This is a genomic window from Streptomyces racemochromogenes (genome assembly GCF_039535215.1).
GTDB classification, from domain to species: domain Bacteria; phylum Actinomycetota; class Actinomycetes; order Streptomycetales; family Streptomycetaceae; genus Streptomyces; species Streptomyces racemochromogenes.
Genome location: NZ_BAAAWT010000001.1, coordinates 83043 through 100454, shown reverse-complemented (window position 1 = coordinate 100454; position 17412 = coordinate 83043). Strand labels below are relative to the sequence as shown.

Here is a 17412-nt window from a genome sequence, read left to right as displayed (position 1 = left end):
GGGCGCACGCGTTCTCCGGCGGTCACGGCAGGGGCGTGCCGCCCGTGGCGTTGAGGATCTCGCCGGTGATGTAGCCGGCCTGGGGCGAGGCGAGGAAGACGTACGCCGGCGCCATCTCGGCGGGCTGGGCCGGCCGGCCCAGGGGCGCCTTCTCGCCGAACTTCGTGGTGTCCGGCATCGTCGCCGGGATCAGGGGCGTCCATACCGGCCCGGGGGCGACCGCGTTGACGCGGATGCCGCGCTCCGCCACCATCTGCGCCAGGCCGTGGGTGAAGGAGATGATCGCGGACTTGGTCATCGCGTAGTCCAGCAGGTGGGGGCTGGGCTGATAGCCCTGGACGGACGCCGTGTTGATCACCGACCCGCCACGGGGGATGTGGGCCAGCGCCCTGCGGGTCAGCCAGAACATCCCGTACAGGTTGGTCTTCATCACCCGGTCGAACTGCTCCGTGGTGATCGCCTCGATCCCGTCCGGCTGGGACATCTGGTAGGCGGCGTTGTTCACCAGGATGTCGAGGCGTCCCAGCTCGGCGACGGCCCGGTCGATCAGCGCGTCGCACTGCGCCTCCTCCCGGATGTCGCAGGCGACCGCCAGCGCCCTGCGGCCGGCCTGGCGGATCAGGCGGGTGGTCTCGGCAGCCTCGTCCTTCTCCTCCGGGAGATGGGTGAACACGATGTCCGCGCCCTCCCGGGCGAAGGCCACGCACACGGCCCTCCCGATCCCGGAGTCGCCGCCGGTGACCACCGCTGCCCGCCCCATGAGGACGTCGTGGCCCTGGTAGGAGTCCTCGCCGTGGTCGGGGCGGGGTTCCATCTCCTCGGTCGAGCCGGGAGGCTCCTGTTCCTGGTCCGGCAGCGGCGGCCGGGGGTGGCGGGTGACCGGGTCGGGTACGTGGGGCGCGGGAGGAGCTGACACGGTGGTTCTCCTTGTCGGGATCCGCTGGGACGGACGGGGGCGCGGCTCAGCTCGCCGGATACGGTTCGGCCTTCAGCCGCCGGGCGAGGTGAGCGGTGTTCGCGGCGAGCGTCCTGGTCGTGGCAGCGGTCTTTTCGGGGGTCTTCTCGAGGTCCTGGTAGTCGGTGGACTGCATGGCTTCACCCACCCAGTAGGTGACGGCGTTCGGGGCCAGGGAGAAGCCGACGTCGTTCAGGCCCTGGAAGAGGTCCGCGCTGACCTTGTGCGCTCCGTCCTCGTTGCCGACCACGCAGACCCCGGCGACCTTGCCGTAGGTGAGCATGCGTCCCTCGTCGTCGCTCTCGCCGAGTTCCGCGTCCAGCCGCTCCAGCACGCGCTGCGCGACGCTGGAGGGGTGCCCCAGCCAGATCGGCGTGGACAGGATCAGGATGTCGCAGCCCAGGATCGTGGCGCGGATCTCCGGCCACGCGTCGCCCTCGCCCATGTCCGTCTCGACCCCCGGCTTCACGTCGTGATCGGCCACCCGGATGGTCTTGCCGGTGACCCCGTGCTCGGACAGCGCGGCCATGGTCTGTTCGGCCAGCAGCAGGGAGCTGGACGGGGTGGGGGAGGAGGACAGCGAGCAGACGAGCGCGACCGCGCGGAGCGGAGTGTGGTGGGTGGAAGTCATGGTGGGCGTGTGCCCCGCCTTCCCCCGGGCTATCACCTCGCACGGGATTCGGTCCGCCGCGTGATCACCGCCGCCGACGGGGAAGGGACGGGATATGCCCGACCTCGCCAGGCCCTCCCGCCCCTCCCGCACCATCCGCCCCGCCATGCGCCGCCTGGCCGCCAGACGTCGGGACCCCGTGGTGGTGCAGAGCGTACGGTCGACCGGGGCCGCGGTCCTCTCGTACGTGGTCGCGCTGCGGCTCAGCAACGAGCCGGCCCCGCTGACGGCCCCGCTCACCGCCCTGCTCGTCGTCCAGGTCACCCTCTACTCCACGCTCACCACCGGAGTGCGCCGGGTCAACTCGGTCGTGGCGGGGGTGCTGGTCGCGATCGGGTTCAGCGCGCTGGTGGGGCTGACCTGGTGGAGCCTCGGGCTGGTCATCCTGGCCTCGCTGGTCGTCGGACACCTGGTCAGGGTGGACGAGTTCGTCCCCGAGGTGGCCATCAGCGCGATGCTCGTCCTCGGAGTCACCCGGGTGGCCGACACGGCCTGGGACCGGGTGCTGGAGACGCTGATCGGCGCGGTGGTCGGACTGGCCTTCAACCTGCTGTTCGCCCCTCCCGTCTGGGTGGAGCCCGCCGGACGGGCGATCGACGACCTGGCCGCCCGCATGGCCGCGCTGATGACCGGCATGGCCGACGAACTCACGGGCCGCACCAGCGTCGCCCAGGCCGCCACCCGGCTGCACGAGGCCCGCCGGCTCGACAACGACATCGCCGACGTGGACGCCGCACTGCGCCAGGCGGAGGACAGCCTGCGCATGAACCCCCGCGTACGGGAGGGCCTGATGTTCCGGCTGGTCCTGCGGACCGGCCTGGACACCCTGGAGATCTGCGCGGTCGTACTGCGCGTCTCCGCCCGGGCGCTCACCGACCTGGCGAAGGCCCGCACGGACGAGCCGCTGTTCTCCCCGCCGGTGACCCGCGCGCTACAGGACCTGTTCGGCCACATGGCGCTCGCCGTCCACAGCTTCTCCCGGCTGATCACCGCCCAGGTCACCACCAACGCCGAGGAGCAGGAGGACCGGCTCACCCGGGAGCTGGGCATGGCGCGCCAGGCCCGCGACCAGCTGGCGAACCTCCTGCTGGAGCAGCTGCGGTCCGAGCCGGGACACTGGCAGCTGCACGGGGCCCTGCTCGCCGACGTCGACCGGGTGCTCGACGAACTGGACGTGGACAAACGCTCCCAGCGCCTCATGGAGGAGCTGGACCGCCACTCCCGCCTGCGCCGCGAGGCCGGCACCGGCGTACGCCGCGCCCTGCGCCGGGCGCGGCGTGCCGACGCTCCTTGACGGACACCACGGGCCCGTCCTAGCCCGCCCCGTCCGGCGCGCGGTCGGCCCGGCGGGGCAGGCGGTGCCACCAGTGGGAGCGGCGGGGGTGGACGGCCCGGCCCATCCGGCGGCCCAGGAGGAGGTAGCCGAGCAGCGCTCCCGCGGTGTTGAGGATGACGTCGTCCACGTCGAAGGCGCGCCCGGTCACCAGGGCGCCCTGGACCAGTTCGACGAGCGTCATCACCGCGGCCGTCACCGCCGCCACCCTCAGCAGACCGCGGGCCTGCGGCAGGAGGACCGGGAGCAGCACCCCGAAGGGGACGCCGAGCAGGACGTTCCCGCCGAGCTGCACGGCGGCCTCCCTGACGGTCGCGCCGTCGAGGTACGCGCCGATCGAGGCGCCCGGGCGGGTGTTGCTGTGCACGAGCCCCGCCGACGCCGCGGAGGGCTCCAGGGTGACGCGGGCCAGGACCAGGCTGAACAGCACCGTCCCGGCGAAGGCGGCCAGCATCGCCAGCGCCCGTAACACGGGCCGCGCGGGAGGCCGGCGGACGGGGGCGGGCTCCCGCGCCCGCTCCGTGCTCTGCGGCGTCGCCGTCGCCGTCCGCCGCTTCCACTTCGCCCGACGCGCCGTGGCGAGCCTCGCGCGCACGTCCATCGACCGCTCCCTCCCTGTTCGGCTCCGTACCGTGCAGGCGCGTGTACCCCGCCGCGAGCCGCCGACGCGGCCCGGCTCCCGCGTGAACTCCGGCCGCCCTTAAAGGAATCGGCGCACCGGCTGGACGGAGAGTTCCCGGGCGCGCTGGAGGACGGAGCGGCGGCGCCAGCGCTCCGGGGAGATGCGCGTGCTGTCGCGGAGGTCCTGGTCGTAGTGCTCGTCCAGGGTCCGGGTGACCGCCGGGTCCATGACGGCCAGCATGACTTCCTCGTCGTGGTCGAGCGAGCGGCGGTTGAAGTTCGAGGAGCCGATGAGGGACACGACCCCGTCCATGGTGATGATCTTGGCGTGCATCATCGTCGGCTGGTACTGGTGGATGCGCACCCCGGCGGAGGTGAGGGCCGCGTAGTGGTGCTGGCCCGCCAGCAGGCACACCCGCTTGTCCGTGTGCGGACCGGGCAGCAGGATCTCGACGGTGACGCCCCGGCGGGCGGTGGCGGACAGCAGCTCGACGAAGTAGTCGTCGGGGGCGAAGTACGCGGTCGCCAGGCGGACGCGCTCCTGCGCCGACTCGAGGACGACCCGCATCAGAGTCTGCATGTCCTGCCACCCGAAGGCGGCCGAGCCGCGCACCACCTGCACCACGGCGGAACCCGCCGGCTCGTGGCTGACGAAACGGTCCCGGTCGTCGAAGAGTTCGGGGTGGCACTCCGCCCAGTTCTGGGCGAAGGCCGCGGCGATCCCGTCGACGGCCGGGCCACGCACCTCGGCGTGGGTGTCGCGCCACTCGTGCGGGTTGCGGGCGTCGCCGCACCACTCCTCGGCTATGCCGACGCCGCCGGTGAAGGCGGTGCGTTCGTCGACGACGAGGACCTTGCGGTGGCAGCGGTGGTTCTGCTTGAGCGGGGAGAGGAAGACGGGCTTGCGGAACCAGGCCACGTCCACTCCCGCCGTGCTCATCCGGTCCAGCAGTTCCCGCTCGATCAGGCGGCTGCCGAAGCCGTCGAGCAGCAGCCGCACGCGCACGCCGTGACGGGCCCGCTCGGCGAGGGCCTCGGCGAACCGGCGGGCGATGTCGCCCTTCCAGTAGACGAAGGTCATCATGTCTACGGTGTGCCGGGCCGACGCGATGGCGTCGAGCATGGCGGCGAAGATCTCGTCGCCGTTGCGCAGGGGGCGTACGGAGTTCCCCTCGGTGGCCGCGATGCCGATGAGGCGTTCCAGGCGGCGGCGGATGCGGTGGATGCGCTCGTCCGCCCGGCCGGCGGCGTCTGCCGGGCTCCCGGCCGTGCTGCCCGAAGGGCTCGCCGCGGCGGCGCCCGTTCCGGGGACCCGGGGGTTCCGGGCCGGGACGGTGTCGATGTCGATGTCGGTCACGGCCTGGCTCCTTCGGAAGTGTCGGACGGGGCGGTCGCGGGCGCGCCGCCCACGGACTCCCACGGCGCGGGCGCCCGCTGCTCGGTCCACGCGGCCAGGGCCTCGCCGTCCACGCGGGCTATCCCGCACGTGTCGGCGTACTCGGCGGCGGGCGCGGTGAAGGAACTGGTCGTCACGATGACGGCTACGTCCGCCTCGTGGACCGCGTAGCAGGTGCCGCCGAAGCGCTGGAGGTCCTGCGAGCCGACCCGGTTGTCCTCGGCGTAGTGCTTGCACTGGAGGACCACGCGCCGCCCGTCAGCCGTCGTCGCGAGGACGTCGGCGCCCAGGTCACCGGCGCCGCCCACCACCTCCACCGAGGTGCAGCCGTCCCGTACGCACAGGGCGGCCACCGCGTGCTCGAAGCCGTCCGCGTCGACCGCGGCGTGGTCGAAGGCGTCACCCCCGACCTCGGGCGGGTCCGCGGGCGCCGCCGCGTACCGGGCGGGCCGCGCGGTACGCGGCCGGCGGCGGACGGGGGCGTAGCCCCACTTCGCGAGGAGCACGCCCAGCAGCAGCACGGCCACGGTGGCCACCGGTACGAGCGGGAACCGGACCCCGTCCGCGTCGGCGGCCCGCGCGAAGGCGGCGAGGCCGGTGATCGCGGTGCCGAGCAGCCCGAGGGCGAGCACGGCGTCCCGCCCCGCCCCGGGGCGGCGTGCGGATCCGGCGCCGTGCCCGGACGCGCGCGCGTCCCCCTTGGATGCGGTCATACGAGTCCCCCTCCTGCCCGGTACGCCGCGGTCCCCGCCCCCCGGCCGGTGCCGGGGGGCGGGGACCGCGGCGGACGCGGAAGCCTGTTCGAGGCTCGTATGGCCAGGATTCCGCGTGTCAAACCGGCTGGGCCCCGAAGGGCCCGCTCAGCCCCGGGGAGGGATGATCATGGCCTTCCCCTCGTCCACGCTGGGCGCGGAGGCGAACACCAGAGCGGCACCGGTGAGTTCCAGGACCCGCGCCAGCCTGGCCGGCACGGTCCCCGCGAGGACCACCGGGCGGTTCAGCGCGGGCTGCAGCAGCACGCTGAGCGCCGTCGAGTCGACGAAGGTGACCCCGGTGACGTCCACGACGAACCGGGAGATGCCCGGAGTCGTGGGATCCATCGCGGTCCGCAGGGGGCCCACGCTGTCCATGTCGAACTCACCCGCCATGACGACGACCCGAACCTCCCCGTCCGTCCAGGTCTCGACGCGGCTGCGCGCCCGTGCGCCGTGGGTTTCCATGCTGCTCACTTCCGTCCTCCCCGCCTCTGCGTTCCGTCTTGGGGGACCTTGCGCCCCGTCACCGGCCCCGGTCACCGGGCTCACCGCGTGCGGGGGAGCTTGACCACCGTGACGAAGAAGTCGTCGATCTGCTGGATCGCCCGGATGAACTGGTCGAGGTCCACCGGCTTCGTCACGTACGCGTTGGCGTGCAGCTTGTAGCTGCGCAGGATGTCCTCCTCGGCCGCCGAGGTGGTGAGCACGACCACGGGGATGTGGCTCAGGTCCGGGTCCGTCTTGATCCGTTCCAGGACCTGCCGCCCGTCGTACTTGGGCAGGTTCAGGTCGAGCAGGATCAGATCCGGGCGGGGGGCGTCGGCGTGCTCGCCGCGCCGGTACAGGAAGTCGAGGGCCTCCAGGCCGTCCCGGACGACGTGCAGCACGTTGCCGATCTTGTTGTCCTCGAAGGCCTCCCGGGTCATCAGCTCGTCGCCGGCGTCGTCCTCGACCAGCAGGACTTCGGCGGGGGTGGCCCGGGGCCGGTCGGCGGGAGTGGTCATCGCGGGTTTCCTTCGGTGGAGACGGGGGCGGGCGTGGGTTCGGGGGACGCGGCCGAGTCGGCGTCGGAGTCGGTGCCGGACGCGGGGGTGGCGGCGGCCACGGGCAGGGTGAAGACGATCCGGGTGCCTTCGCGGTGCTCGGTGTCGATCCGGATGTGCCCGCCCGCGTGCTCGACGATCTTCTTGCACAGGGAGAGCCCGATGCCGGTGCCGCCGTACGTCTCCCGGCCGTGCAGCCGCTGGAAGATGACGAAGACCTTCTCGGCGAACTCGGCCGGTACGCCGATGCCGTTGTCGGTCACCGTGAAGGTGTGGAACCCCGGTTCCGCGGCGGTGCCGGCCGGGCCTTCGGTCACGGCCACCTCGACGCGCGGAGCGCGGTCGGGGGAGCGGAACTTGACGGCGTTGCCCACCAGGTTCTGCCACAGCATCGTCAGGAGCGTCGGGTCGCCCACCACGTCCGGGAGGCGGTCGGGGCGGGTGACCTCCGCACCGCTCTCCTCCAGGGCGGCCATGAGGTTGCGCAGCGCCCGGTCCAGGGGGCCGTCCATGGCGACCGTCTCGCGCGCGTCCTGGACCCGGCCCACCCGGGAGAAGGTCAGCAGGTCGTTGATCAGGACCTGCATCCGCTTGGCGCCGTCGACGGCGAAGCCGATGTACTGGATTCCCCGCTCGTCGAGCTGGTCCCCGTAGCGCTTCTCCAGCAGCTGGCAGAAGGAGGCCACCTTGCGCAACGGCTCCTGGAGGTCGTGCGAGGCCACGTACGCGAACTGCTCCAGCTCGGCGTTGGAGCGGCGCAGCTCCACCGCCTGCGCGTCGAGTTCGGTCGCCGTCCGGTCGAGCCGCTCGGCGTTGCGCCGCGAGGCGATCAGCTCGGCCACGGTCCGCTGCCGCATGGCCTCCACCGCCCCCGCCAGGGCCCGCAGGTCGGAGGGACCGCGCAGCGGGATCTCCTCCTCGAAGGCCCCGTCCGCGACGCGCTGCGAGGCGGTCCGCACCAGGGCGAGCGGCCGCAGCACCCCCACGTGCAGCAGCACGGCGAGGCCGGCCCCGGCCAGCAGGAAGACCACGGCCATCGCCAGCAGGATGCGGTCGCGCTGCGACCGCGCCTCGCCGAAGGTGGTCCGGGCGTCGGACTGGATGCCGTCCAGGCGGGACTGCTGCGCGGCGATCCGGCGGCGGACCTCGTCGAAGAGGTCCTTGCCGGTCTGGAGGGAAGGCGGGGTCGAGCCGTTCTCCACGGAGGCGATGGCGGGGGCCGCGAACCCCTCCCGCCAGGCCCGGGCGGCCTCCTGCACGGCGGCCAGGTCCCCGCGCACCCCGGTCTCGCCGTCGGGGACCGTCGCCAGACGCCGGGCGGCCTCCGTCTCGCTGGCCAGACCGCGCTCGTACGGCTCCAGGAGCGCGGGTTCCTTGGCCAGCAGGTAGCCGCGGATCCCGGTCTCCTGGTCCAGCAGGGCCGTCTCCAGCCGCAGGGCGTCCCGCTGGGCGGGCAGGATCCCGTCGACGAGCCGGTTCCCGGCCGTGGTGGTGTGGGACAGGAGGGCGGCGCCGAGCGCGCCCGTGCCGACGACCATGAGGGCGAGCGTGACCAGCACGGTGGTCAGCCAGACCCGCAGGCTCGTCTGCCGGCGTCGCGGTGCCCGTCCCGCGGGCTCTGCGGGCGGGTGTGCGGGGGAGGTCACGTGGGGGAGTTCCATTCGAGGTGGAGGACGGCGACGTCGTCGGCCAGGCCGCCCCAGTCCGCGGCGAGTGTCTGCGCCGTCTGGATCAGGGTGTCGACGAACGGTTCCGCGGGCAGGCCGGCGTGCCGGCGGGCGATGTCCAGGAGCCCGTTCTCGTCGAGCCGGTCGGGGCCGGGGCCGATGCGCCCCTCGATCAGGCCGTCGGTGAAGAGCATGACCGCGCCGCCCGCCTCCACCTCGACCTCGGCGACGGGCCAGCCGGCGTCCCAGCCGGGCAGGATGCCCAGGGCGGGGCCGCCGGGAACGGTGCGCAGGTCCACGCCCGCCGCGGAGCGGACCAGGAAGCCGGGGTGCCCCGCACGCTGGACCGAGACGGCGCCGCTGCCGGCGGGACGGGTGAGGGAGACGAGAGTGGCGAAGATCTCGGGTCCGGACCGTTCCGCCAGCAGGATCCGCTCCAGCAGCCGCAGCAGTTCGGCGCCGCGGGCGCCGGCCATGACGAAGGAGCGCCAGGCCACGCGCAGGCAGACGCCGAGCGCCGCCTCGCTGGGGCCGTGGCCCGACACGTCGCCGACCACGGCGTGCGTCGCCCCGTCGGGGGTCTGGACGACGTCGTAGAAGTCCCCGCCCAGCAGCGTCTGGGCGCGCCCCGGGTGGTAGCGGGCGCAGACGGTGACGGTGTCGTCCGCGCCGTCGAGCAGCAGCGGTGTGGGGAGCAGCCCGCGTTCGAGTCGCGCGTTCTCCTCGGCGCGCAGTCTGCCCGCCTGGAGGGCCACTGCCGCCAGCTCGGTGCGCTTGCGCTGGATCGCGTAGCGGATGGCCCGCATGAAGACGTCGGCCTCCAGGCGACCCTTCAGCAGGTAGTCCTGCGCGCCGGCCGCGACGGCGGACAGGCCTGCCCGTTCCTCGGACAGGCCCGTCAGGACGACGACCGCGGCCTCGGCGCAGACGGAGAGGACCTTCTTCAGCCCCTCCAGGCCCTGGGTGTCGGGCAGGTGCAGGTCCAGCAGGACGCATTCGGGGGCCTCTGCCGCCAGCAGGCCCAGGGCCTCGGCGAGGGAGCGGGCCCGGCCGAGGCGGACCTCGATCCCGCTGTCCTCCACCAGCTCCTCGACGAGCAGGGCGTCGCCCTCGTCGTCCTCGATGAGCAGGACGTAGGGCGGTACGCCGTTCCAGAGTGCCAGGAGGTCGTCGGGCTTCCCCGAGGCCCCTGGGAGGGGCTGCTGTGGTGTGCCGACTGCGGGGCGCTGGGCCCCCAGCTCGGAGATGCTCGCCATGGCGTCGCGTCTGTCCCTTCTCATCCCGGACGGCGGACGCCCGACGGCCGCGTGGTCGCTCCGGCCCAGCCTAGAGTGATCATTTGCCGTTAGGCAATATTTTACAAACTCAATGATCCCGACAACCCCCAAACCTGTGCGAACCGGCCACCCGACTCTCAGGCGCTGTCCGAAACCGCGGCCGGACCGCCGGCCGGGGACGGCCGCCCGGCGGCTTCCCGGAACGCCGCCAGGCCCGCCACCAGCGAGTCCACCGCCTCGGGCGCCATCCGCCCGAGCACCGCCGACAGCTCGCGGACCTGGACCGCCCGCCGCTGGTCCAGCAGCGCCCGCCCCTGGGCCGTGAGCCGCACCTCCACCTCCCGCCGCCGGGACGGATGGGGCGAGCGGACCAGCAGCCCCATGGCCTCCAGCCGGTCGCAGAGCCGGGTGACCGACGACGGCCGGGAGCCGAGCACGTCGCCCAGGGCCCGCAGGTTGACCCCCTCGGCGCCCTCGACCGCGAGCAGCGCCCGCAGCTGCGACGGCGACACCGCCGGCGCCACGTCGTCCTGGCCCCTGGCGTACAGCACCGCGAGGACCTCCGCGGCGGACGCGAGGGCCGCGGCAGGGTCCTCGTCCGCACGGGAACGGCCGGGACGGGGCATGCCACCACTGTGCCACCGTCCGGGCCGCCCGACCGGCCTACCGCCCGGCCGGCCTACCGCCCGGGCCTCCCGTGCCAGTCGAGGCAGACGACCATCGCGTCGTCGACCGCGTCCACACCGCCCCGGTATCCCGGCAGCTCCTCCAGCAGCGCCCGCGGCACCTGCGAGGGCGGGAGCAGCCGCGTGCTCAGGACGGCCCGGGCCAGCGCGTGCCGGCCGTACGCCTCACCGGCGGGGGAGAGGACGTCGTAGACGCCGTCGCTCAGGAAGAACAGCCGCTCCCCGGGCAGGACCCGGAAGCGCTGGGAGGTGTAGACGGTGTCCTCGAACATGCCCAGCGGCAGCTGCGCCTCCAGCCCGACCGGCTCCACCGTGCTCCCGCGCAGCCGCCAGATCCGGGGCGACCCGGCGTCGATGACCTCGGCCTCGCCGCTGTCCAGGTCGAACCGGAGCAGCAGCATCGCCAGGTGCAGCCGCCCCCGGTACTGCCCGTACAGGGCCTGGTCCGCCAGGGCCGCCTGATCGGCGAGGCCGAGGCCGGCCCGCCGGGCGTTGCGCAGGGCGCTGACGGCGAGATTGGTCAGCAGCGCCGCCTCGATGCCCTCGCCCATGCCGTTGTTGACGGTCAGGGTCAGGTGGTCCGCCGAGGCCGACCAGTCGAAGCTGTCGCCGAAGATGGCGTACGCGGGTTCCAGCTGGGCCCCGAGGTCGTACTCGGGCCGGGAGCAGGAGCGCCCCGGCAGCAGCTGCCACTGCATCTCGGCGGCCAGGGTGAGCCTCCTGGCCCGGCGCGCCTGGAGGAAGAAGTCGGTGTCGCGGTCGGCGACGAGGATCTCGTGCGCCAGCGCGTCGGCCACGTCCCGCAGCGGTCCGAGGAGCGGCCCGACCGAGGCGCCGGCCGCGAAGCGGACGCTCAGGACCCCGAGCCGGTCACCGCGCACCGTCACCGGCAGGTGCACCGTGGTCCCGGCCTCCCCGTGGACCACGTGCGGCTCCTGGGAGCCGAAGGCCCGGCCCTCGGCGCTGTTGTAGGCGGACACGGAATCGGCGGTGAAGGGCCGCTCCGTGACGGGCTGGAGCCGTGCCGAGGCGTAGTCCGCCATCAGCAGCTCGGCCCCGGCCGCCCCGTGCTCGCGGGCCAGGATGGCCCGGACCTCCTCGAACAGCGCGTGCGGTGCCGCGTCGCGCAGCGCACGCTCGACGTCCCCGCCTCCACCGACACCTCCGCCGCGCACGACTGCAGTCACCGGCCCCGTACCTGTCTCTCTCGCAACTGCCAAGATGGGGGACGACGAAGCCGCCGGTCCGCCGGGGAGGGCAGCGCGTACGTCCATTAGGGAGTGTCACATGGGTCAGCGGTCGATCGGCTCCCCCCGTACTCCGTCCGCCGTGTCGGCGGTGGCCCAGATGAGCGAGCTGATCGAGCTGCTGGAGGTGGTCTGGGAGCGCGGCCGGGACACTGCCAGCACCCCTCCCGTGTCCTCCGCGCAGGCCCGTGTGCTGTTCCTCGTGGAGGCGAACGGCCGGCTGAACCTGCGCGAGCTCGGCAGGCTGCTGGAGGCTGCCCCGCCGTCCGTCACCCGGCTGTGCGACCGCCTGGAGGCCGTGGGCTTCCTCGAACGCCACCCCGGGGCCGAGGACCGCCGGGAAGTCCTGCTCGTGCTGACCTCCGCGGGGCGCCTGTACCTGGAACGGCTGCGCGCCCGCAGGCAGGAGGCGCTGGCCGAGGCGATGGCCACGATGCCGGCGGCCTCCAGGGCCGCCCTGGCCACGGGGCTCGCCGACTTCTGCGAGGCGGTGGCGAAGCCCCTGCGGCTGCCGCCCGCGGAGTCCCCGGCCACCAGAACGGCCTGAGCCCCGCCACCGCCGCGGCCGTACCGTTCCCGGCCCGGCACGCGGGACCGGCACGCCGGACCGGACGAACGGCCGGACCGTGCCGGGCGGTTCAGCCCAGACGGAGCGTGGCCGTGATGTTCTTGCCCCCGGGACGGGCGCTGCAGGCGACGTGCTCCGCCAGCCGCTGGATGAGGGGCCAGCCGTAACCGCCGGGGTGCTCGGCCGTGCCCGTACGGGCCGCGGGCAGCCGGGAGCTGGCGTCGGTGACCGACAGCCGCAGGAAGCCGTCCTCGACGTCGGCCCGGAAGGCGACCACCCCGTCACCGTGCCGGATCGCGTTGGTGACCAGCTCCGAGGTGACGAGCAGCGCGTCCGCCGCGACCACCCCGTCGAGGCCGACACCCGCGAGGAGCAGCAGTTCGCGGACGCGGTCACGGGCCGTCGCCGCCGAGACCTGCGATACGGCAGGCCGGTCTGCGCCGGCGTCCTCGCGGGGGCGCTCCGCGTCCAGGGGCGTGTCGGACGGCGGGGATGGGTTCATGCCCCTCGCCTGCCCAGGGCCGCAGGGGCTGTACCGTGACGGCCCGTCAGGGCGCGGGAGGCGGTCAGCATGTCATCGCGGAGGCCAGGCTGTCCGCCATGCGGAACACCGTGTCGGCCCCGGTGACTTCGAACAGCCTGCGGACCCCCGTGTGGAAGGGGCCGGCGAGGACGAGGGCCCCGCCGGCGGCCGTATGGGCCCGCTGTGCGCGGAGCAGCGCGTGCAGCACCGAGGAGTCGACGAAGTCGGCGCCCGACAGGTCCACCACGGTGCGGGGGCCGCCCTCCGCGGCCTGTGCGAGGGCGCGGGCCAGCAACGGCGCGTTGTCCTCGTCGACCTCGCCGTGCAGGCCGATGACGGTCACGTTGCCTTCTGCGGTCGAGGTGACGACCACTTGCTCTCCGGTCACCAGGACATACTCCTACATCGGGTGAGGGCCCGGTCAACAGGCACCCGCATCGGCGACCGGCCCGCCGTTTTCACCCACGAGCGTGAGTCCTCGACACCGCGTGCGGCCGGGGCCCGGTTGCACGGTGCACGGACCATGGAGGATGGTTGCCGCAGGACAACTGTTATTCCGAAGCATTTCCGACGTGACGAACGCGATGAAGAGGTGAGGGGTTCGCACAGCGGGCCTTCAACGTTTGGTTCCTTCCACCGAAACGACGCCGTACTCACCCACCGCCGGGCCGCCGTGGAGTCAGGCACCCTACCCGGTGCTGGTGGCGGACGCCGGCGCGGTCGTGGTCCACGCCAACGAGGCGGCGGGGCTGGTGTTCCCGGACGCCCGCCCCGGCTCGCCCATGGCGGACACGGTCCCCGGCTGGCTGGTGTCGGCGCACGCGCGCCACACCACGGCCCTTCCCGCCCAGCGCCCGGCCGCCCGGTCCGCCACCGCCCGCGGACCCGTCGGCGAGCGCTCCTACGAGGCGCACCCGACACCCCGTGACGACGGCACCGTCGTGTGGTGGCTGGTGGACGACACCGACCACCGGCTGGCCCGGGAAGCCCTGTCGACGGAACGCAGACGCACCGAGTTCCTCGTCCGCTCCTCCAACCTCCTGCTCTCGTCCCTGAACCTCGACCGCTGCATGGACGTCACGGCGCAGATGGCGGCCGACCACCTCGCCGACGCGGCACTGGTGATCGCCCCCGCGCAGGGACCCGAGCTGCCGGTCGTCTCGTGCCTGCGGGGCGGCAGCCCGTCCGTGTCCCGCGGCGCCGTCGACCCCGCCGACGTGCCCGGGCTGGCCGAGGCGCTCCAGGGCTTCCCGCCCGTCCCCTCCCGCTGGATCGACCCGTCCGCCGCTCCGGCCTGGCTGGTACCGGCCGGGCTCGCCACCCTGGGGTCGATCGTCATCACCCCCCTGCCCGGACACGGCGTGCCCGCCGGCGCCCTGGTGCTGCTGCGCGCCGAGGGAGCGGCCCCCTTCACGGAGGACGAGGAGGTCTTCGCGCGCCTGTTCGCCGCCCGCGCAGGCGCCGCGATGTCGGCCGCCCGCCTCTACGCGGAACAGGCCTCGATCACCGACACCCTGATGCGCGAACTCCTGCCCCCCTCGCTGCACCAGGTCTCCGGCGTGGAGTACGCAGGCGGCTACCGCCCGTCGAGGGACCACGAAAGGGTCGGCGGCGACTTCTACGACGTACACCCCGCCGCCGACGAGGGGGCGTCCTCCCTGGTCGTCCTCGGAGACGTGTGCGGCAAGGGCCTGGAAGCGGCCGTGATGACCGGCAAGATCCGCAGCACCCTGCACGCCCTCCTGCCGATGGCCGACGACCACCACCGGATGCTCAGCCTGCTCAACACCTCGCTGCTGAACTCCGAGAACGCCCGGTTCGTCACCATGGTGCTGGCCTCCGCGGCCCGTGACGGCAACGCCGTACGGCTGCGCCTGACCAGTGCCGGCCACCCCGCTCCGCTGATCCTGCGTTCCGACGGCCGGGTGGAGGAGGCCGACACGAAGGGAACGCTGGTCGGGGCGCTGCCCCAGATCACCACGGAGACGGCCCGGGTGACCCTCGCACCCGGCGACACCTGCGTCCTGTACACCGACGGGATCAGCGAGGCTCGGGGAGGTCCCATGGGCGGTGCGATGTTCGGGGAGGAGCGGCTGCGCCGCGCCCTGTCGAAGTGCGCGGCGATGCCCGCCGAGGCCGTGGTGGAGCACGTGCAGATGCTCACCTCCCAGTGGGTGGGCACGGGCCGCCACGACGACATGGCCGTGGTCGTCATCTCGGCGCCGCGCACCAACCACCTCAGCGCCGTGGACGGCCACACCCGAGGACGGTTCACCGCGTGAGCCCGTCCGTGACCTCCGCCTCGCCGGCCGGTGAGCTGTGCGCGCGGGTGTGGGAGTCGGTGATGGCCTTCGACGAGGCCGCCACGGTCGCCACCCTGCTCCGCGCCCTTGACGCGGGCATGAGCGCGGAAGCGCTCCTGCTCGACGTCATCGCCTCCGTGCAGGGGCGGGTCGGCCGGGAGTGGGCGGCCAACCGCATCACCGTCGCCCAGGAGCACGCCGCGACGGCCATCAACGACCGGGCCCTGGCAGCCGTCGCCCTGCACCGCTCCGTGCCCGCGTCACCGGCACGCGGCCGGATCACCGTGGCCTGCGTGGACGGCGAATGGCACGCCCTGCCCGCCCGGCTCCTGGCCGAGGTGCTGCGGATCAGGGGCTGGCGCATCGACTACCTCGGCGCCCAGGTGACCGCCCCCCACCTCGTCGCCCACCTGCACCGCACCGGCCCGGACGCCGTGGCGCTCTCCGGCTCCCTGGCGACCCGCCTGCCCGCCGCGCACGCGACCATCACCGCCTGCCAGGCCGTCGGCACGCCCGTGATCGTCGGCGGGGCCGCGTTCGGGCCCGAGGGCCGCTACGCGCGGCTGCTGGGCGCGGACGCCTGGGCCCCCGACGCGCGCGCCGCCGCCGACGCGCTGGACCTCGGACCGCTCCCGCAGCCCCGCCCCGGTCACCAGGCCATCGACGACCTGCCCCACCTGAAGGACCAGGAGTACACACTGGTCGCCCGCAGCCGCCCGCGGCTGGTCAGGGCCGTGTTCGAGGCACTGGAGGCCGCACACCCGGCCGTGCGCGACTACTCCGAAGCGCAGCGCGAGCACACCGCCGAAGACCTCTCCCACGTCGTCGAGTTCCTCGCCGCCGCCCTCTACACGGACGACGAGGACCTCTTCGGCGGCTTCCTGCTGTGGACCGCCGGAGTCCTGGAAGCCCGCCGCGTGCCGGCCGCCTCACTGCTGTCGGCCCTGGCCTTCCTGGAGCGGGAACTCCAGGACTTCCCCCGCGCCACCACCATCCTGCGGGCCGGCGCCGCCCGCCTGACCCACATCCCCGCGACCAGGACAGCTGAATGACGAGCCCGCCCTCCGCCCCGCTCACCCTGACGCCCTCCGCCTCCCGCGGCACCGGGCGCGTCGAGCTGAGCGGCGACCTCGACCACCACCACGCCGACCTCCTCGTCGAAACCGTCGGCCGGCTCCTCGCCGAGCAGCCCGGCCTACGGGACCTGCGGCTGGACTGCGCCGGCCTGTCGGCCGTGGACTCCAGCGGGCTGGCGGCCCTCCTGATGGTCCGGCGACGCACCGACAGGGCGGGCGCGGAACTCCACCTCGACGGCCGGCCCGCACATCTGAACCGCCTCCTGGAGATCACCGGCACCCTGCACCACCTCACGGCACCGACGCCGCGAGCCGGAGCCGCCGGCGGCCCCCAGCGCGCCGCTCCCCGCACCGCCCCCGCGGAACAGCCGCCCCCGGGCGCGACGGGCCCGACGGCCTGACCGCCGGGCCCGGCCGCTCACCGCCCGAGCCGCCCCGGCTCGAGCCGGGACACCCGCGGCTCCCGGCCGCCCGTCCCCTCCCGGATGGCCGCGGCCCGGTCCATGTGCCCCCAGCCGGCGCCGCTCTCGGCGTTCACCTCTTCCCGGACGTCCCTGAGGCCGTAGTGCGCGAACAACTGCTTCTCCTCCACGACCGACAGGACGCTCCCGCGGTCCGGCGCGGCACGGGGAGCCCCCTCGATCAGCGACACGGGGTACGGCAGCACCAGACGCCCGTCCTCGAAGGCGGCGTGGCGCAGCGGCACGAAGACCCCTCCCGGGCCGCGGGCTCCGTCGGCGATCCGTGCCCATTCGGGCCTGCCGGTGGTGTCGTCCACGAGGACGCACTCCACCCCGCCCACGCGCCGGCCCTGCTCCGTGTACGCCGCGCACCCGTCCATGGCCCTCAACTGCTCCTGTGTGATCATCAGTCCTCCTCGTCATCTCCCGCACACCACGGTCATCTCCCGCACACCACGCTCACCGGCCGGCTGCCTCGGACGTGGCCGGCCCGGTCTCACCCTGCGGCGCACTCGCGGGCCGGTAGCCGGTACGCAGCTTCCGCCGCTCCCGCGCGGTCAGCCCGCCCCACACCCCGTACGGCTCCTGAGTGCTCAGCGCGTGCCGCAGGCAGACCTCCCGCACCGGGCAGGCCGAGCAGAGCCTCTTCGCCTGCGCGTCGCGCTGCTCACGGTCCTTGCGCCGTTCGTGCCAGGGCCCGTAGAACTGCTCCGCGCCCACCTCCTGGCACAGGGCTTCGGCCTGCCAGGCCCAGTGCCTGTGCGCGGGTCCCGGGAGGAGGGAAAGATTCGGCATCGCTCGCCCTTTCGGCATCGGTGTCGGTGTCGGTGT

20 protein-coding genes are annotated in these 17412 nt (G+C 73.9%); 5 read left to right on the top strand and 15 right to left on the bottom strand.

The features are described from left to right. Positions 1 to 22: 22 nt before the first annotated feature. On the bottom strand, positions 23 to 916 hold the full coding sequence (locus ABD973_RS00510; protein WP_125823695.1) for an SDR family oxidoreductase: 894 nt from the start codon (positions 914 to 916) through the stop codon (positions 23 to 25). Positions 917 to 962: 46 nt separating this feature from the next. Then, positions 963 to 1586, bottom strand: coding sequence for a flavodoxin family protein (locus tag ABD973_RS00505; RefSeq protein WP_125823696.1), 624 nt, complete (start codon positions 1584 to 1586; stop codon positions 963 to 965). A gap of 94 nt (positions 1587 to 1680) precedes the next feature. Here ABD973_RS00505 and ABD973_RS00500 point away from each other — a divergent pair, with 94 nt between their 5' ends. Continuing rightward, positions 1681 to 2919: an FUSC family protein gene (locus ABD973_RS00500; RefSeq protein WP_345497537.1), complete on the top strand. Its 1239-nt coding sequence runs from the start codon at positions 1681 to 1683 to the stop codon at positions 2917 to 2919. A gap of 19 nt (positions 2920 to 2938) precedes the next feature. Here ABD973_RS00500 and ABD973_RS00495 read toward each other — a convergent pair whose 3' ends face one another. The 9 genes from ABD973_RS00495 to ABD973_RS00455 all read right to left on the bottom strand — a co-directional run bounded on the left by ABD973_RS00495 (position 2939) and on the right by ABD973_RS00455 (position 11590). Continuing rightward, complete coding sequence (locus ABD973_RS00495; protein WP_345497535.1) at positions 2939 to 3559, bottom strand: VanZ family protein; 621 nt, start codon at positions 3557 to 3559, stop codon at positions 2939 to 2941. A gap of 99 nt (positions 3560 to 3658) precedes the next feature. Then, positions 3659 to 4804 carry a phospholipase D-like domain-containing protein gene (locus ABD973_RS00490; RefSeq protein ID WP_125824344.1) on the bottom strand — a complete coding sequence of 382 codons (1146 nt, stop codon included), beginning with the start codon at positions 4802 to 4804 and terminating at the stop codon, positions 3659 to 3661. A gap of 128 nt (positions 4805 to 4932) precedes the next feature. Beyond that, entirely contained in the window at positions 4933 to 5688 is a 756-nt protein-coding gene (locus ABD973_RS00485) for a restriction endonuclease (RefSeq protein ID WP_125823698.1), read from the bottom strand. Between the two features lie 147 nt (positions 5689 to 5835). Next, a complete protein-coding gene (locus ABD973_RS00480; protein WP_241253634.1) occupies positions 5836 to 6195 on the bottom strand; it encodes an STAS domain-containing protein in 360 nt (119 codons plus the stop codon). An 80-nt stretch (positions 6196 to 6275) separates the two neighbouring features. Next, complete coding sequence (locus ABD973_RS00475) at positions 6276 to 6734, bottom strand: response regulator (RefSeq protein WP_125604266.1); 459 nt, start codon at positions 6732 to 6734, stop codon at positions 6276 to 6278. Continuing rightward, positions 6731 to 8419, bottom strand: coding sequence for a sensor histidine kinase (locus ABD973_RS00470; RefSeq protein WP_345497532.1), 1689 nt, complete (start codon positions 8417 to 8419; stop codon positions 6731 to 6733). The genes ABD973_RS00475 and ABD973_RS00470 overlap by 4 nt, the downstream gene beginning before the upstream one ends. Then, the gene (locus tag ABD973_RS00465; RefSeq protein WP_125823701.1) at positions 8416 to 9696 is read right to left on the bottom strand and encodes a PP2C family protein-serine/threonine phosphatase; all 1281 of its coding nucleotides are present in this window, start codon (positions 9694 to 9696) and stop codon (positions 8416 to 8418) included. Before ABD973_RS00465 ends, ABD973_RS00470 begins: the two co-directional genes overlap by 4 nt. Before the next feature lie 158 nt (positions 9697 to 9854). Next, on the bottom strand, positions 9855 to 10343 hold the full coding sequence (locus tag ABD973_RS00460) for a MarR family winged helix-turn-helix transcriptional regulator (protein WP_125823702.1): 489 nt from the start codon (positions 10341 to 10343) through the stop codon (positions 9855 to 9857). A gap of 53 nt (positions 10344 to 10396) precedes the next feature. Beyond that, positions 10397 to 11590, bottom strand: coding sequence for a PP2C family protein-serine/threonine phosphatase (locus ABD973_RS00455; RefSeq protein ID WP_345497529.1), 1194 nt, complete (start codon positions 11588 to 11590; stop codon positions 10397 to 10399). 100 nt (positions 11591 to 11690) lie between these two features. Here ABD973_RS00455 and ABD973_RS00450 point away from each other — a divergent pair, with 100 nt between their 5' ends. Next, on the top strand, positions 11691 to 12197 hold the full coding sequence (locus ABD973_RS00450) for a MarR family winged helix-turn-helix transcriptional regulator (protein WP_125603118.1): 507 nt from the start codon (positions 11691 to 11693) through the stop codon (positions 12195 to 12197). A 91-nt stretch (positions 12198 to 12288) separates the two neighbouring features. On the opposite strand, the gene ABD973_RS00445 is transcribed toward ABD973_RS00450, so the two are convergent. Next, positions 12289 to 12720: an ATP-binding protein gene (locus ABD973_RS00445; RefSeq protein ID WP_125823704.1), complete on the bottom strand. Its 432-nt coding sequence runs from the start codon at positions 12718 to 12720 to the stop codon at positions 12289 to 12291. 64 nt (positions 12721 to 12784) lie between these two features. Next, complete coding sequence (locus tag ABD973_RS00440) at positions 12785 to 13129, bottom strand: STAS domain-containing protein (protein ID WP_125603120.1); 345 nt, start codon at positions 13127 to 13129, stop codon at positions 12785 to 12787. Positions 13130 to 13436: 307 nt separating this feature from the next. Here ABD973_RS00440 and ABD973_RS00435 point away from each other — a divergent pair, with 307 nt between their 5' ends. Genes ABD973_RS00435 through ABD973_RS00425 form a run of 3 tightly spaced genes read left to right on the top strand, consistent with a single transcriptional unit; the run spans position 13437 to position 16521 of the window. Then, positions 13437 to 15023, top strand: coding sequence for a PP2C family protein-serine/threonine phosphatase (locus tag ABD973_RS00435; protein ID WP_125823705.1), 1587 nt, complete (start codon positions 13437 to 13439; stop codon positions 15021 to 15023). Beyond that, positions 15020 to 16096: a cobalamin B12-binding domain-containing protein gene (locus ABD973_RS00430; RefSeq protein WP_345497524.1), complete on the top strand. Its 1077-nt coding sequence runs from the start codon at positions 15020 to 15022 to the stop codon at positions 16094 to 16096. The genes ABD973_RS00435 and ABD973_RS00430 overlap by 4 nt, the downstream gene beginning before the upstream one ends. Further along, positions 16093 to 16521 carry an STAS domain-containing protein gene (locus ABD973_RS00425; RefSeq protein WP_345497522.1) on the top strand — a complete coding sequence of 143 codons (429 nt, stop codon included), beginning with the start codon at positions 16093 to 16095 and terminating at the stop codon, positions 16519 to 16521. Before ABD973_RS00430 ends, ABD973_RS00425 begins: the two co-directional genes overlap by 4 nt. Positions 16522 to 16538: 17 nt before the next feature. Here ABD973_RS00425 and ABD973_RS00420 read toward each other — a convergent pair whose 3' ends face one another. Then, positions 16539 to 16988, bottom strand: a complete 450-nt coding sequence (locus tag ABD973_RS00420; protein ID WP_125823708.1) for a PRC-barrel domain-containing protein — start codon at positions 16986 to 16988, stop codon at positions 16539 to 16541. A gap of 52 nt (positions 16989 to 17040) precedes the next feature. Beyond that, entirely contained in the window at positions 17041 to 17376 is a 336-nt protein-coding gene (locus tag ABD973_RS00415; RefSeq protein WP_345497519.1) for a WhiB family transcriptional regulator, read from the bottom strand. Positions 17377 to 17412: the final 36 nt, after the last annotated feature.